Source organism: Viridibacillus sp. KH_047 (genome assembly GCF_057838945.1).
In genome coordinates this window covers 1,405,388-1,421,783 of record NZ_CM174479.1, presented here as the reverse complement: position 1 = coordinate 1,421,783, position 16,396 = coordinate 1,405,388, and the positions used below count along the sequence as shown (strand labels likewise).

12 protein-coding genes are annotated in these 16,396 nt (G+C 38.4%); 1 reads left to right on the top strand and 11 read right to left on the bottom strand.

Translation table 11 applies throughout. The features are described 5' to 3' along the window. Positions 1–78 precede the first annotated feature (78 nt). The 9 genes from meaB to AC3IS5_RS07115 all read right to left on the bottom strand — a co-directional run bounded on the left by meaB (position 79) and on the right by AC3IS5_RS07115 (position 13,428). The gene (gene meaB, locus AC3IS5_RS07155; protein WP_489427172.1) at positions 79–1,164 is read right to left on the bottom strand and encodes a methylmalonyl Co-A mutase-associated GTPase MeaB; all 1,086 of its coding nucleotides are present in this window, start codon (positions 1,162–1,164) and stop codon (positions 79–81) included. After that, positions 1,164–3,317 (bottom strand): methylmalonyl-CoA mutase, encoded by a 2,154-nt coding sequence (gene scpA, locus AC3IS5_RS07150; protein ID WP_489427171.1) that lies wholly within the window; start codon positions 3,315–3,317, stop codon positions 1,164–1,166. The genes meaB and scpA overlap by 1 nt, the downstream gene beginning before the upstream one ends. After that, entirely contained in the window at positions 3,314–5,005 is a 1,692-nt protein-coding gene (locus AC3IS5_RS07145; RefSeq protein ID WP_489427170.1) for a methylmalonyl-CoA mutase family protein, read from the bottom strand. The genes scpA and AC3IS5_RS07145 overlap by 4 nt, the downstream gene beginning before the upstream one ends. Positions 5,006–5,135: 130 nt before the next feature. Next, complete coding sequence (locus tag AC3IS5_RS07140; protein ID WP_489427169.1) at positions 5,136–6,437, bottom strand: dihydrolipoamide acetyltransferase family protein; 1,302 nt, start codon at positions 6,435–6,437, stop codon at positions 5,136–5,138. 19 nt (positions 6,438–6,456) lie between these two features. Continuing rightward, positions 6,457–7,440, bottom strand: coding sequence for an alpha-ketoacid dehydrogenase subunit beta (locus AC3IS5_RS07135; protein WP_489427168.1), 984 nt, complete (start codon positions 7,438–7,440; stop codon positions 6,457–6,459). Further along, a complete protein-coding gene (locus tag AC3IS5_RS07130) occupies positions 7,440–8,456 on the bottom strand; it encodes a thiamine pyrophosphate-dependent dehydrogenase E1 component subunit alpha (protein ID WP_489427167.1) in 1,017 nt (338 codons plus the stop codon). Before AC3IS5_RS07130 ends, AC3IS5_RS07135 begins: the two co-directional genes overlap by 1 nt. Before the next feature lie 16 nt (positions 8,457–8,472). Then, the gene (gene lpdA / locus AC3IS5_RS07125) at positions 8,473–9,900 is read right to left on the bottom strand and encodes a dihydrolipoyl dehydrogenase (protein ID WP_489427166.1); all 1,428 of its coding nucleotides are present in this window, start codon (positions 9,898–9,900) and stop codon (positions 8,473–8,475) included. Between the two features lie 186 nt (positions 9,901–10,086). Next, positions 10,087–11,181 (bottom strand): branched-chain amino acid dehydrogenase, encoded by a 1,095-nt coding sequence (bcd, locus tag AC3IS5_RS07120; protein WP_489427165.1) that lies wholly within the window; start codon positions 11,179–11,181, stop codon positions 10,087–10,089. Positions 11,182–11,379: 198 nt separating this feature from the next. Further along, complete coding sequence (locus AC3IS5_RS07115; RefSeq protein WP_489427164.1) at positions 11,380–13,428, bottom strand: sigma-54 interaction domain-containing protein; 2,049 nt, start codon at positions 13,426–13,428, stop codon at positions 11,380–11,382. A 136-nt stretch (positions 13,429–13,564) separates the two neighbouring features. Between AC3IS5_RS07115 and AC3IS5_RS07110 the strand changes: the two genes are divergently transcribed. Beyond that, positions 13,565–13,816 (top strand): DUF2627 domain-containing protein, encoded by a 252-nt coding sequence (locus AC3IS5_RS07110; RefSeq protein ID WP_038184901.1) that lies wholly within the window; start codon positions 13,565–13,567, stop codon positions 13,814–13,816. On the opposite strand, the gene AC3IS5_RS07105 is transcribed toward AC3IS5_RS07110, so the two are convergent. Continuing rightward, a complete protein-coding gene (locus AC3IS5_RS07105) occupies positions 13,813–14,544 on the bottom strand; it encodes a glycerophosphodiester phosphodiesterase (protein WP_489427163.1) in 732 nt (243 codons plus the stop codon). The two genes, AC3IS5_RS07110 and AC3IS5_RS07105, sit on opposite strands and share 4 nt — an antisense overlap. Continuing rightward, positions 14,537–16,111, bottom strand: coding sequence for a flagellar assembly protein A (locus AC3IS5_RS07100; RefSeq protein ID WP_489427162.1), 1,575 nt, complete (start codon positions 16,109–16,111; stop codon positions 14,537–14,539). The genes AC3IS5_RS07105 and AC3IS5_RS07100 overlap by 8 nt, the downstream gene beginning before the upstream one ends. Positions 16,112–16,396: the final 285 nt, after the last annotated feature.

Below are 16,396 nucleotides of genomic sequence, written 5' to 3'. Positions count from 1 at the left end.
AATGTTTTACCAGTTAGAAATCAAAAGGACCATCGATTTACGCAGATGGTCCTTCCTTTTTATATAAGTTGATGATATTTATTCTTTATTAAATAATTGATCGACGCCTTGAGTGACAGTTAATCGACCTTGTAATATCTGCTCTTCTAAGCTTTTAACTTGTTGCTTGCGTTCTGACACTCCGTAAAAAGAATCGATTAAATGATCTGTAATCATTGAACGGAACCATTCAGTCGTTTGTTCATTGCGTCTAGTGGACCAATAATCCGTTTCCTCACCGATTTTTTTAAACTGTAAAATCGTATCCCAAACTTTTTCTAAACCTTTATTTTCATACGATGAAACTGCCATAGATTGCGTCGTCCAGCCTGGCGTCGCTTGTTGTAGGAAATGAATAAATTGTTTATATTCAGCTACTGTTTTTTTAGCTGACCGGACATTATCACCATCAGCTTTATGAACAACAATTGTGTCAGCAAGCTCCATAATGCCCTTCTTCATGCCTTGTAGTTCATCTCCAGCCCCTGTTAATACGAGTAAAAGGAAGAAGTCTACCATGCCACGGACGATCGTTTCACTTTGTCCAACACCAACTGTTTCAATCAAAATAATATCATAACCTGCTGCCTCACATAATAGCATTGTTTCTCGTGATTTTTTGTGCACTCCACCGAGAGTACCTGCTGATGGAGAAGGCCTGATAAAAGCACGTGGATTTCGCGTTAGCTCTTCCATTCTTGTTTTATCTCCGAGAATGCTCCCACCAGTTAAGCTAGAACTAGGATCGATGGCGAGTACAGCTACTTTATGTCCCATATTACATAATTTGCCGCCAAACGCTTCGATAAAAGTACTTTTACCTGCACCAGGCACCCCTGTAATACCAATACGAATACTGTTTCCAGTATGGGGTAATAGTTCTTGCAATAATTCTTGGCCCTTCTCTTTATGGTACTTATTCGTACTTTCTAAAAGAGTGATGGCTTTTGATAAATGGAGTCTAGAACCAGCCAGAACTTGCTTCGCAAGCTCTGAGATATTAATATCGTCATTATTCTTTTTACGGAATTTTTTTCGACCTGAGGGCACCATTCCATCATGAGATGCGGCGATACCATCCATTACAAATAATGCACCATCGTCCATCCCTTTGTTGTGGTCCATTACTCTACCACTTCCTCGTAGCCTAATTTTCTATAGATTTCTTCAATCACTTTTTGTGCACTAACAGGAATTACTGTACCTGGTCCGAAAATAGCACAAGCACCATTGTCGTATAGGAATTGGTAATCTTGTGCCGGGATTACCCCACCAACAACAATTAATATGTCTTCTCGCCCAATTTTCTTCAACTCTTCGCGCAGTTCAGGAACTAAAGTTCTATGACCAGCTGCCAGTGAACTTACACCAACAACATGAACATCATTTTCAACAGCCATAGCTGCAGTTTCTGCTGGTGTTTGGAATAATGGACTGATATCAACATCAAAACCAAGGTCAGCAAATGCTGTTGCAATTACTTTCGCTCCGCGGTCATGACCATCTTGTCCCATCTTCGCAATTAAGATACGTGGACGACGGCCTTCGTTTTCTAAAAAGCCTTCAGCCATATCTTGTACTTCTTGAATCTCTTCTTCATTTGAAAAGTTTGCACTATAAACACCACTAATTGAGCGAATAATTGCCTTATGACGACCCGAAACAACCTCAATCGCATCCGAAATTTCACCTAGTGTTGCGCGAGCACGTGCTGCATCTACTGCACAAGCTAATAAGTTTTCCCCACCTGTTTCAGTCGCATTTGTAATACGAGCAAGTAAGCGTTGTACTTCTTTATCATCACGTTTGTCACGCATCGCCATAATTCGGTCAATTTGTTTTTGACGCACGAGTGTATTATCAATATTCAAAATGTCGATTGGTTCTTCCTCTGTAAGACGGAATTTGTTAACACCGACAATTGTTTCAGCTTTAGAGTCAATTTTCGCTTGTCGTTTTGCAGCTGCTTCTTCAATTTTCATTTTCGGAAGACCTGTTTCAATCGCTTTCGCCATGCCGCCAAGTTCTTCGATTTCTTCGATATGTTCCCATGCTTTTTTCATCAGTTCATCTGTTAATTTCTCAACGTAGAATGAACCGCCCCATGGATCGATTACTTTCGTCATTAATGTTTCTTCTTGTAAGAATAGTTGCGTATTACGTGCAATTCGTGCTGAGAAATCAGTTGGTAGTGCAATAGCTTCATCTAGTGCGTTTGTGTGCAATGATTGCGTATGCCCCATTGAAGAAGCATTTGCTTCGATTAAAGTACGAGTTACATTATTAAAAGGATCCTGTTCTGTTAAAGACCATCCAGAAGTTTGTGAGTGTGTACGTAATGCTAATGTTTTTGGGTTCTTAGGATTGAATGTGCTCATCATTTGAGCCCAAATACGACGTCCAGCACGCATTTTAGCCACTTCCATATAGTAATTCATACCGATTGCCCAAAAGAACGACAGGCGCGGTGCAAATGAATCGATATCGATTCCTGCTTTTAACCCTGTACGTACATATTCAAGACCATCTACTAAAGTGTAGCCAAGCTCAATATCTGCTGTTGCACCTGCTTCTTGTAAGTGGTAACCAGAAATAGAGATTGAATTAAATTTAGGCATGAAGTTTGAAGTATATTCGAAAATATCTGCAATAATTTTCATCGAAACAGCTGGTGGGTAAATATATGTATTACGCACCATGTACTCTTTTAAAATATCATTTTGTATTGTACCAGCAAGTTTATCAGGTGTTACACCTTGTTCTTCAGCCGCTACAATATAGAAAGCTAGAATTGGTAATACAGCACCATTCATTGTCATTGAAACTGACATTTGATCTAGTGGAATACCATCAAATAAAATTTTCATATCTTCAATAGAGTCAATGGCAACGCCTGCTTTACCGATATCCCCTGTTACACGAGGGTGATCTGAGTCATAACCACGGTGAGTGGCTAAGTCGAATGCTACTGACAGACCTTTTTGTCCCATCGCTAAGTTACGACGGTAGAAAGCATTACTTTCTTCAGCAGTAGAAAAACCTGCATATTGGCGAACTGTCCATGGACGACCTACATACATCGTTGGATATGGTCCACGTGTATTAGGCGCAATACCTGGCCAGTCTTTTAAGTGTTTTAAGTTATCCAAATCTTGCTCAGTATAAGTTGACTTGATCTCGATGCCTTCATTTGTCATGAAATTCTTGTCTTCTTTTACTACTTGATTAGCAGTTAATATGGCATCGATATTTATCTCTTTGAAATTTGGCTTACTCATCGTTGGACCTCCTTCACATTTGCTGTTAAGCTCGTCAATTTTTCGATGATATTTTGACCTGCGAAGATGAAGCCATTTAAGCCTGCTTCAATCCATTCATCTTGCTCTTCTTTGAACTTACCTGCTACATCAAGTGAGATATGTGCCGGCTTAACTTCTAATAGTGCTGGGATATATTCTTTCATCGCTTCATCTTGCCCACAAACTACGACAAATTTCGCATCTGTTGCGGATAACCAATCCTTCGCTTCATCCATTGATTGAATTTCAGGGCTTTTTTCTGGCACAATACCAGCTGTTGCAAAGAAACCAGAAACGAAATCTGCACGTGGTTTGAATTGTTTTAATTGACCAATTGTTAGTAGTGCTACTTTAGGTTGGTTTTTAGCATAGTTCAAGCAAAGCTCTTCAAATGGTTTTGCTAAGCGATTGTAATCAACAAATAACGGATTATTGCGCTCATCAATTTCATCTGCTGGGTTAGCGTAGATATTCGTACCGATTAACGATTTTTTACGTGTTTCTACTTCTTTCAAACGTTGATCCATTGTTTCTTTTAATAAAGCATCTAATTGTCCAGTTGCTTTTACAGCATTGTATCCGCCTGCTTCTTGTAACTCATTAAATAATGCCCATGCGTCTTTAACTAATTCGGCAGTTAAAGTTTCGATGAAATATGAACCACCAGCTGGATCAATGATATGTTCTACATGTGTTTCCTCTTTAACAACTAATTGTACATTGCGTGCGATACGAATAGATTTGTCATCTGGAGCAGATAAAACATCATGTGGATGTACTGTACATACGTCAGCACCGCCAAGGATAGCTGAAAACGCTTCATTGCCTGCACGTAAAAGGTTAACGTACACATCTAATTTAGAGAAACTACGTAAAGAAGTTTCAGTAGCAATTACTACTGGTAAGTCTTTATCATTACCATAAGCAGATGTAAACGCTTTCCAAAGTACTCTGAAAGCACGGATTTTAGCGATTTCAACGAAGAACTGAGTATCCACTGCAAATGTAACAAAGAACTTTTTCGCAAATGATTCGATATCTTCTTCTGTTTCCATGTAATGAGCAACTTGAAGTAATGCGATTGCCAATTCCTGTACTGTATGCGCACCTTCATAGTGAGCTTCTAGTACATTAGCATTGCGTGTACGTACATTATGGAAACCTTTTAAACTGATAGTATCTGTACTAGATATGAAGCCTTGAACAGCTTCTTTTTGGTCTTCTTTGATATAGTTAAATACTTGTAATAAAGCATCTTGATTGTTTTGTATATTCAGTTTGAATGAATTTTCAGTAAAAAGTACTGACAATTCTTTCAAAGTTTGTTCATCCCATGCAAAATTCACACGACTATCAATATTAATAATATCGTTACCTTTTGCCAAAGATTCTTTAACGCCTTGAAGTAAAGCTTCCGGTGAATCTGCAAATGTTTGTTGTGCTGATAGGCATTCTTCACCTGTTTTTAATGAACGAATAGTCGAAACTTGTTCTGCTAATTTTCCATCTAATTTCTCAACTAGTTGGTCTTGTGTATAAATTGGCTCAAACAAAATACCCTCGATTGTTTTTGTGATTAAAGATTCGAATGGTTTGCCCTTTAAAGCCTTAACAGCAGATTCTTGCCATTGATCGTAATTAGCTTGTGAGAATTCAATTTCTTTCATATTGTTCTTCATGTGGACGCTAACTAGCTTCCCCCCTTCGGTAATTCTATTCCTATTTTACACAAGTATATCAAATCGCAAAAGTATAAAAAAATCTGAAAATCGCAATATTGCGATTTTCAGATTGCTGTTAATAAATAGAAGTGTTGTCTTTCGATGTATTTTCGAGAATTTCTTTGACTCTAGCAAGAAATTTCCCGCAAATCAATCCATCTAAAACTCTATGATCTAAAGATAAACATAAATTTACTATATCTCTTGCAGCAAACATTCCACCTTTCATAATTACTGGACGTTTAACAATCGACTCAACTTGAATAATCGCTGCTTGTGGGTAATTAATAATTCCCATAGACTGCACCGAGCCAAATGATCCCGTATTATTTACAGTAAACGTTCCACCTTGCATGTCTTCAGATTTCAATTTACCAGCACGAACTTTTCCTGCAAGATTATTAATTTCTCTAGCGATGCCTTTTATTGACTTTTCATCGGCGTGTTTAATCACTGGAACAAAAAGAGCATCTTCTGTTGCAACAGCAATAGAGATATGAATATCTTTTTTCTGAATAATTTTATCGCCTGCCCACATAGAATTCATCATCGGGAATTCCTTTAGGGCCTGTGCAATCGCTTTTACGAAAAAGGCAAAGTACGTAATGTTATAACCCTCAGATTGTTTGAATTCCGTTTTAATGGAGTCACGATAATTAACCAAGTTCGTAACGTCTGCTTCAACCATCATCCAAGCATGCGGTACTTCGTGTTTACTACGTAACATATTATTCGCGATCGCTTTACGAATATTAGTTACAGGAATTTCAATATCTCCTGTTGCTGTTTGCACTGCTGGAACAGGCTGTGACCTTTGTGGTTCAGGTGCCTGCGTTACTTGTTCAGTAATTGCCTCTAGTGGTTGTTGCACTGTTGGACTACTCGTTGGAATGTTTCCACTGTCTACAAGTTTTTGAATGTCTTTTCGTGTTATTCGTCCCTCAGCACCTGTACCTTCGACTAATTGAAGTTCTATATTATGTTCTTGAGCTAGCTTTAAAACAGCTGGTGAATAGCGAGCCTTACTCGCGCCACGATTTACTACTGGCGCATTTACCGTTTGTTGAGAGGCTGGTACTGATGCTGGCTGTGTGTTTTGCTCTGCTTGTTGTGAAGTAGGTTTTTGCTCAATAACCTCTTCTGTTTCAATAGTACAGACGCTTTCCCCAACGGCTAATGTATTGCCTTCACCAACGATTAATTCCTTAATGACGCCCGAGAAAGATGACGGCAAATCTGCTGTGACTTTATCCGTATTCACTTCCGCCAAAGAATCGTATTTCTGTACAGTATCACCAGGTTTTACTAACCATTTCTCAATTGTACCTTCCGTAACACTTTCCCCAAGCTGAGGCATCTTAATTGTTTGAATTGCCATGAATTTCTCCCCCTTTGCATCAGAACGCCGCTAATTCGCGCATTGCCTTTTCAACTTTTTCTGGATTAATCATGAAATATTTCTCCATCGTCGGTGCATATGGCATTGCTGGTACGTCTGGTCCAGCAAGTCTTTTTATTGGTGCATCTAAATCGAATAAGCAGTTTTCTGCAATGATTGCTGCCACTTCGCTAATAATACTACCTTCTTTGTTGTCTTCAGTGACAAGTAGCACTTTCCCTGTTTTAGATGCCGCTTCAATAATTGCCTCTTTATCTAATGGGTAGATCGTGCGCAAATCTAAAATGTGAGCGGAAATACCGTCTTGTGCCATACGTTCAGCTGCTTGTAATGCGAAGTGTACTGCAAGACCATAAGTAATTACAGTAATGTCTTCCCCTTCACGTTTCACATCCGCCTTGCCAATTTCGATCGTATAATCCTCTTCCGGTACCGCACCTTTAATAAGACGATACGCTCGTTTGTGTTCAAAAAATAACACCGGATCCTCATCACGAATTGCTGCTTTTAACAAACCTTTCGCATCGTAAGGAGTAGATGGAATAACTATTTTCAAACCAGGCTGATTTGCAAATACAGCCTCTACTGATTGCGAATGATAAAGAGCACCGTGAATTCCGCCTCCGAATGGTGCGCGAATTACTATCGGACAAGTCCAATCATTATTTGAACGGTAACGAATACGTGATGCCTCTGAAATAATTTGATTGACTGCTGGCATGATAAAGTCCGCAAATTGCATTTCAGCGATTGGTCTTAAACCATACATTGCAGCACCGATTCCGACACCCGCAATCGCGGATTCTGCAAGTGGTGTATCTAACACTCGGTCTTCGCCAAACTGATCGTATAATCCTTGAGTTGCTTTAAAAACGCCACCTTTTCGGCCAACGTCTTCACCTAATATAAAAACACGCTCATCGCGTTCCATTTCTTCCTTCATCGCAAGAGTAATTGCATCAATATAGGATAATACTGCCATTAGATACTCCCTCCATCTTCAGCATAGACGAATTTCAGCGCATCTTCTGGAGCAGCATATGGGGCTTGCTCTGCATAATCCGTCGCTTCGTTTACTTCTGTCATAATGCGTTCGTTGATTTCTGTTTCAAGAGCATCAGTTAGAATCCCTTGCTCATGCAAGTATTTTGCAAATGTAATAATTGGATCTGTAGCACGGCCTTCTGCTAAGTCTTCTGCCGTACGATATTGACGATCATCATCATCAGAAGAGTGGGCAGTTAACCGGTAAGTTACCGTTTCTATTAAGCTAGGCCCTTCCCCGTTACGAGCACGGTCAGCCGCTTCTTTAACCACTTTGTATACTTCAATTGGATCTTTACCATCTACAGTCACACCTGGCATCCCGTATCCAATTGCACGGTCTGAAACATTTTTACACGCTAATTGTTTTTCAACCGGTACTGAAATCGCATATTTATTGTTTTCAACCATAATAATTACTGGTAATTTGTGTACACCTGCAAAGTTTGCTCCTTCATGAAAATCTCCTTGGTTAGAAGATCCTTCTCCTAGAGTAACAAAAGTGATGAAATCTTTCTTTTGCATTTTACCCGCAAGTGCAACTCCAACAGCATGAGGGACTTGTGTTGTAACAGGTGATGATCCTGTTAAAATACGATTTTTCTTTTGGCCGAAGTGCCCCGGCATTTGACGTCCACCTGAATTTGGATCTTCCGCCTTTGCAAAGGCCGATAGCATTAATTCTTTTGTCGTCATACCAAAGTGAAGAACAACCCCCATATCACGATAATAAGGTGCAATATAATCTTTCTTATTATCAAGTGCAAAGGCCGCACCTACTTGCGCTGCTTCTTGCCCTTGACAGGAAATCACAAACGGGATTTTACCAGCACGGTTTAATAGCCACATACGTTCATCGATTCTACGTGCAAGTAACATTGTTTTGTACATTTTCAGTACATCCTCGTTTGTTAAACCGATTGCTTCATGACGATTTTCAAGCTTTTTAACCATTTCTCCCAGCTCCTTCTTACATATGAATTGCATTACCATCAACTGCTAATGCTGCTTCTCCAAGTACCTCACTTAATGTCGGATGTGGATGAACACTATGCGCAATTTCCCAAGGCGTTGCATCTAACACCATTGCAAGGCCCGCTTCAGCAATCATATCTGTCACATGTGGCCCAATCATGTGCACTCCCACAAGATCGTTAGTCTCACTGTTCGCTATCATCTTCACAAAGCCTTCTGACTCTCCGTAAACAAGCGCTTTGCCAATTGCTTTAAAAGGAAACTTACCTACTTTAATAGGAATTCCCTCTTTCTTCGCCTGTTCTTCAGTTAAACCAACACTAGCTGCCTCAGGACTTGAGTAAATACAACGAGAAATCCATTTGTCATCTACTTTTTCAGTTGCGATTCCTGCAATATGCTCTACTGCATGCATACCTTCATGTGAAGCAACATGAGCAAGCTGCAAACCACCTATGACATCACCAATGGCATATATGTGCGATTCCTTCGTTTGAAAGTGTTTAGTTGTTTGGATAAAGCCATTTTCTACAACAATCTCTGTATTCTCTAACCCTATTCCTTCTACATTTGCCTGTCTGCCAACCGAAACAAGTATTTTATCTGCATTATAATTTTGATTTTCGCCCAATACTTCTACATCTATTGATACTTTATTATTTGCAATTGACAGCGTTTCTGCTAATACTTTTGCAGAAGTTACAAATTTAATCCCTTTATTCTCTAATAATTTTTTCATTTCTTTTGAAATATCTTGATCTTCAGTTGGTAGAATGCGGTCTGCATATTCAATAACAGTTACTTCAACCCCAAAATCATTTAACATTGATGCCCACTCAACCCCGATGACACCACCACCAACAATTAGAATGGATGATGGAAGCTCTTTTAACCCAAGCGCTTCATCAGAAGTAATGACGAATTCACCGTCAATTGTTAACCCCGGTAACGTACGTGGTCTAGAACCTGTAGCCACAATAACATTTTGAGGAATAAGCATTTCATTTTCCTCACCGCTTGCCAGTTCAACCGAAATTGTCCCAGGCATTGGTGAGAAGATAGAAGGCCCAAGAATTCGACCAGTTCCTTCATAAACGTCGATCTTGCCTTTCTTCATCAATGCTTGCACACCTTGATGTAATTGTGCCACAATGGAATCTTTTCTTTCCTGTACTCTACTAAAATCAAGCGTTACTTCTCCCGTATTCACTCCAAATGAAGAAGCGTGATTCTTTGTTGTCGCGAAGACTTCCGCACTTCTAAGTAATGCTTTACTTGGAATACAACCTTTATGTAAACATGTACCCCCTAGCTTCCCTTTTTCAACAACGGCTGTTTTTAATCCAAGTTTTGCTGCTCGAATTGCTGCTACGTAGCCACCTGTACCGCCACCTAAAATAACCACATCATAGTCCTTAGCCATTTGAACACTTCCTTTCATCCCACCATGTAAAACAAGCTTTTTTCCAAAATAACATTTCCGTAGTTGACATTCCCCAATGCCAGCCTATTAAACTCACAAACTAATTTGCAGTTCGTAAACTTTTCTCCCATTATAAATCCGTTCAGAAATGAAGTACCCCTACCTTATTTCTGAACGGCCCTTTTATTAACGATTAGATAAAATGTGCTTTCCATTTTGCAAAAATGTGCTACGTGATTTTGCCATACGCTCAATTCGTTCCTCTGCTAAACGATTAGCAGCTAAATAAGTTGGAATCCCATCACGTTTTGCTATATCTATTACTTTCGCTATATTATCGTAAATTCCTTCTACTCGCTTCATCGCACGGTCACGGTTGTAGCCATACAATTCATCCGCGACATTGATTACGCCACCTGCATTAATAACATAATCCGGTGCATAAATGATACCCTCATTATGAATAATATCTCCGTGAATTGAATCTTTTAACTGGTTGTTTGCTGATCCTGCAATGACTTTTGCTTTTAATTGTGGAATAGTCTCATCATTAATAATTGCACCTAGTGCACATGGTGCAAAAACATCAACATCTTGAGCATAGATATCTGTTGGGTCAACCGCAGTTGCACCAAAGTCCTCAACCACTCTTTTTACTGCGTTTTCATTTATATCTGTGACGATTAATTGCGCGCCTTCTTCGTGTAAATATTTGCACAGTGTGTACGCTACATTTCCTAAGCCCTGTACTGCAATCTTCTTACCTTCTAAGTGCTCGCTACCAAACGCCTCTTTAGCAGCTGCTTTCATGCCTACAAATACACCATATGCAGTTACTGGTGATGGGTTACCCGATGAACCAAATGCAGGAGAAATACCTGTTACATAATTTGTTTCTTCATGAATTAAATCCATATCTGCTACTGTTGTACCAACATCTTCTGCTGTAATATATCTACCATTCAGACCTTGTACGAATCTTCCAAGCGCACGGAACATTTCTTCATTTTTATCTTTTAAAGGATCTCCGATGATTACTGTTTTTCCCCCACCAAGATTTAACCCCGCAGCTGCATTTTTATAAGTCATGCCACGTGCTAGGCGCAAAGCATCTTCAATTGCATCTTCCTCTGAAGCATATGTCCACATACGAGTGCCACCAAGTGCCGGTCCTAAAGTTGTGTCATGTATAGCTACTATAGCTTTTAGTCCTGAAGTTTTATCCTGACAAAACACTAATTGTTCGTAATCATATTTCTCCATGTATTTGAAAATTTCCATTGAAATGCCCCCTTTGATATGTTGACCAACCTTTTTAAAAAAACGAACTTAGTCATCTTTTACCCTAGTTTTCTAGGTCACTAATTATTAGCAAAAAGCGTGCCAATAAATAAAAAGACAAAATGCTTTATTTGACAACATTTCGTCTTTTTTAAACATGCAATATTTTGCACGGTATGCAGTTTTTTGCATGCAATATCATGCAAGGTTGTATTTCTCTAATTTATAATACAAGCTACGGATAGATATCCCTAACTTTTTTGCAGCTTGCATTTTGTTATTTTGGCTATCGATTAATACTTGTTGCAATATTTGTTTCTCCGTTTGTTCGAGCTGCTCCGCAAGTGTTCCTTCATAATAAGACTTTTCAACGTAACTTTCTTGATGTTCGGTATGGAAAAGTGTTTTTGGTAGATGTCTCTCATCTAAAATAGTCTCGGTTGATTGCATGAAAATCATCGCTCTACTTAAGACGTTTTCAAGCTCTCGGACATTCCCTGGCCAATCATGCCCTATTAATAGCATTAAAGCGTTTGAAGTTACTTTATGAATATTACGTCCGTATTCCTGATTCAACTTAACAAGAAGTCGATCTACTAAAGGCGGTATATCTTCTTTTCGTTGACGTAGCGGTGGTATATGAATGGGCATTCGATTTAATCGATAATATAAATCCTCTCGGAAAGTACCTTCTGACAATGCTTTTTCCATATTTACATTCGTAGCTGCTATAATTCGTACATTAATTGAAATCGGCTTTGTTCCACCAACTCTGACAATTTCGCCCTCTTGAAAAATCCGCAATAGTTTGGCTTGAGTATTTAAAGACATTTCTCCAATTTCATCAAGAAAAATACTTCCATTATCAGCTTCTTCAAATAACCCGCGCTTTCCACCTCGTTTTGCTCCCGTAAAGGCTCCTTCTTCATAACCAAATAGTTCACTTTCTAGTAAATGCTCAGCAATCGCCGCACAGTTTACCCTGATAAACTTATTGTATATACGATCACTTGCAGAATGTATAGCATGCGCAAACAATTCTTTACCTGTCCCTGACTCTCCGCGCAAAAATACTGTAACTGGTGTTTTTGCAGCTAATTTCGCTTGTTCAATGGAAATGCGCATTTCTTCTGAATCGCCAATAATATCTTCAAATGTATATTTAGATTCAAGCTTTCGTATTATCGTGCGCGCTTGATCCAATTCTTTCGTTAAGGACCGCATTTCTGTCATATCATGTATAACACCTACACTACCTTTTAAGCTATCATTCACAACAACTGGCGCTACATTCACAATGACTTCTCGTTTGTTAGGTCCTAGTCGCATATTCACACCACGAATAGGCTTTTTCGTTTGTAAAACTTTTAAATGCATACTCTCACCTTCAGAAATATCAATCGTAGCAGGTTTCCCTAAAATTTCTTCCGGTTTTAAGCCTGTAATTCTAGTATACGCAGGGTTAACTAGTATCCCCCTACCTTTCTCATCAACTACGGAAATGGCATCATCACTTGATTGGATGATTGCTTCTAACATCATTTGAATTTCTTTTAAATTTGTTATTTCTTCCGCTAAATTGACGACCTCTGATATATCTTTAAATACAGCAAATGCACCAATTCGATTCCTACTACCATCAATCATCGGAAAACGAGACGTGACAATTTTCTTATCATTGGACAATTTCAGTTCTTGATTAATTTCTGCTATACCAGATTCAAACACATGTGGTAGAGCACTATTTATTATAATATCGTTAATATGTTTCCCTATTGCTTCTTTGACAGTAACCTCAGTCATTCGTGCAGCACTTCTATTAAAGAAGATAATTTGACCTTGTGGGTCGATACCAATCATACCTTCTTCTATTGAATCAAAGATGATTTGCTGTTTATACGCCGCATGTTGGGTTTTATTTATGTAAAAATCTTTTTCATTCAACAATTGAACTATTAAGTAAGCAATTGCCCCTGGGATCAGTACCGTACGTTTCGGCAATACCTGCAACAGTTCTTCAAATACAGCAGGTTCTCCTGTGACATCAACCACCATATCAATCTCATCTGTTAAAACAACTCGCCAATCTTGCTCCGTAGCAATGCCAGCTATTCTAGCTAGCTCTAGCCCAGGTGCATCCTCACGTATATCTACAATCGCTACCGTGCTAAGTTGCTCAGATTTGGATAATAGTTGTAATATAGCTGTGCCTCCAGCACCTGCACCTATAATTAGTATGTTTTGCAAGGAACTTCACTTCCTTTCACAATATTGTGCAATTTTTTGCATAATTCAATGTAGGTTCATCATATCTGAACTTTCTTTCCTTGACAACGCTTCTCCAACAGGTAAAAATGAATATAGATTAGAGGAGTGAAAGTATATGGCACGTTTTGCAGCATTTATCGTATTACTTATACCTGGTTTAATGGCTGCAGGTGGAATTAAATTAATGCGCGACACTTTATTCGCTAAGCTTGTGGATCCAATACCATTTCTTTGGTTACAATTCATTATTGGTATTGCACTTTTTGTCATTGGATTTGGCTTTTTTGCAGGTTTTTTATTGCATCGCGATCGCAAAAAAGGAAAAGTTTCAGCTAAATTTGCAAATCAAAAGAACGCTGACCGTTAATGGTCAGCGTTCTTTTTTTGTACCCCTAGCACTCTTTCAGGAAAATCTGTAATCCAACCGACTACAGCTGTGTGTGGATTTTTGAGATATTCTTCATCACCAATAATGTTATAGAAACGACACTTCTTTTTAGCTATTAAACAAGCATCCAAATATTCAGATTTATAATACCATGTTTTATTAGCATGAATGGCATCGATATAAGGGAGGTTTTTGAGCTGATGCCAATTTAACTTTCTTGTGGCAATAAGCGCTGTTTCAATACGTTTGTTTATTTTCTTGGCATGTTCCAAAACTTCCAAGAAAAAAGATGAAAAATGTACATTCGGTAAGTGGGCGCATTTTTTTATAACAATTTCTAATACAAAAGGATTGTCGATAAAGGATTCCTTTAATTCGATGTTCAACGCTATAGGATTTTCCTCTACCCAAGCTATCAGCTCATCCAGTGTCAGCATTTCTTGACCCAAGTATCTACGAGTAAACGGTTTACCTACTCGCATTCTTTTTATTTCCGCTAACGAAACATTTGTTACTAACCTACGTTTTCCCGTAACGCGACGTAAATCTAAATCATGTGTCACAACAGGAACATCATCCCTAGTAATTTGCAAATCTAACTCAATACCATCCGCATTCAATTCAACTGCCTTTTTGAATGCATTGAGTGTATTTTCCATCTCATAAGCAGAGGCGCCTCGATGTGCAAACACTAGGGGTCTAGGCATTGATTTCGCCTTGCTCTAATTTAAAATTACCACAAGTCTGCGTGTTTAATGTCGTTGACTTTTTACCAAGTTGAATATATGTTCCAGGATACGCTTCCTTCGTAATTTGTATCTTTTCAGTTCCCATACTTTTTAATGATTGTAAAATAGTTTGCACCTCTTTATCAATCTTCATTAATTCATTTTCTTTTTCTTGTAACAATACTTTTGAATCCTCGAACGCTTTTCGCTGCGCACTATTCATCTTATCCACGAAATCCAATAATGGCGTAATGCGAGCTTTTACATTCGAAATATCCGCTTCTAAAGATTTCATCTCTTCAGCCTTTTCTTTCACAATTTGCATGCTTTCTTTTCGATCCGGCATTGTAATAACTAATTCCGTTTTACGCTCTAAGCGATTTCCGGAAATCGCAGTTGTAATAGTACTAGTTGCTTCTGCACGTCCACCGATAATTTTTCCTTTGTACTCATTAACTAGTATACTACTCGCTTTTAAATTGGATCCAAGTGCGTATGACCCTATTTGAATGTCGCCTTTTGCAATTAACGTACTTTCATTTGTATGTTTAACGAAGATATTCCCACCTGCGCGTACCACCGACTCACCGTTACCAAATATACCGCCACGAATATAAACATCACCATTTATAGATTCGATTAATTTCGGACTAGTAACACCTTCAGGACCATCAATCGAAATATCACCTGTTGCTACTACTGAATAACCCGCTAGTACCGTACCTCTAATACTAATAGATCCATCGAAATTTAGATTTCCTGTTCCGACTCCAACATCATTTGGAACTGGAAGATGTTTTTGAACTGACAAGAATCCATTTGAATCATCCAAAACTCCACCCTCAGTTGCATAGATAGTTACTTTTCCGTCTTCATCAACTTTTTCATACACAGTTTTCTGATCATATTTCATCGGTGCGTCTTTACCTGGTAATGCAGGAATGCTTTCACCTAATACATTCTTCCCTTGTTCTCCTGAATCTGCTGGAATTTTCTCTCCTAACCATGCATGGGCCTCTATTTCAGAGATAAAATTCATATCAAAATAATCCGCTTTACCATCATCACGGATCAATGGTTTTCTCTCAGGCTGTTCTATATATGTAATTTTTGCGTTTTCCCCTGGTTTAGCTGGCGTTCCTATTGCTACTACAGTCGATTTTCCTGCTAATACGGTATCTAGAGTCAAATCTACAAAACCATGTACTATTCCTATATTATTTGCAAATTCTTTGATTTGTTCCTGCATTTTAGTACCATCTTTAAACACAGTTTTCGGATCTTCGTGGACATACATGGTTGCAGTCATACGATCTCGAGAAGTCACAATTTCTATAGGCGGCAACCAAATACCAATTTCCTCAAATTGTTCTGTCACTGTAGCAGTCACTTTTCTTAATATAGCAAAGCTCGACAGTTTAATTCGCGGATATTTTTTCAAAATACTGTCGAATTCCTTAAGTGGAAATCCTTCCCCCACAGTCTTTAAAAATACCTTTTCATTTTCTTCTTTTAAAACAATATAATCATTTTCAAAAATTAGCACATTTTCTCCCCATCCTTCAAATCGATAATAAATATCTATACTTAATATCGTTTTCAAATTGTTTTTTTACAGAAAAGCGCTAATAAAACGCCTTCAAAACCAATTTCGATAGCATTTTAATCATTTAATAGGTATACGTTCGTTAGATTCGTTTTAAAATACTAGATAAATAGACCCTACCCTTCTATTTATTATATCAAGAAAATATATAGTCCCTCTATACATTTTTACTATATCCAAAAGAAAGTTGCGAAGGTTGATCAGAAGATATTTAGGTACTTTAGG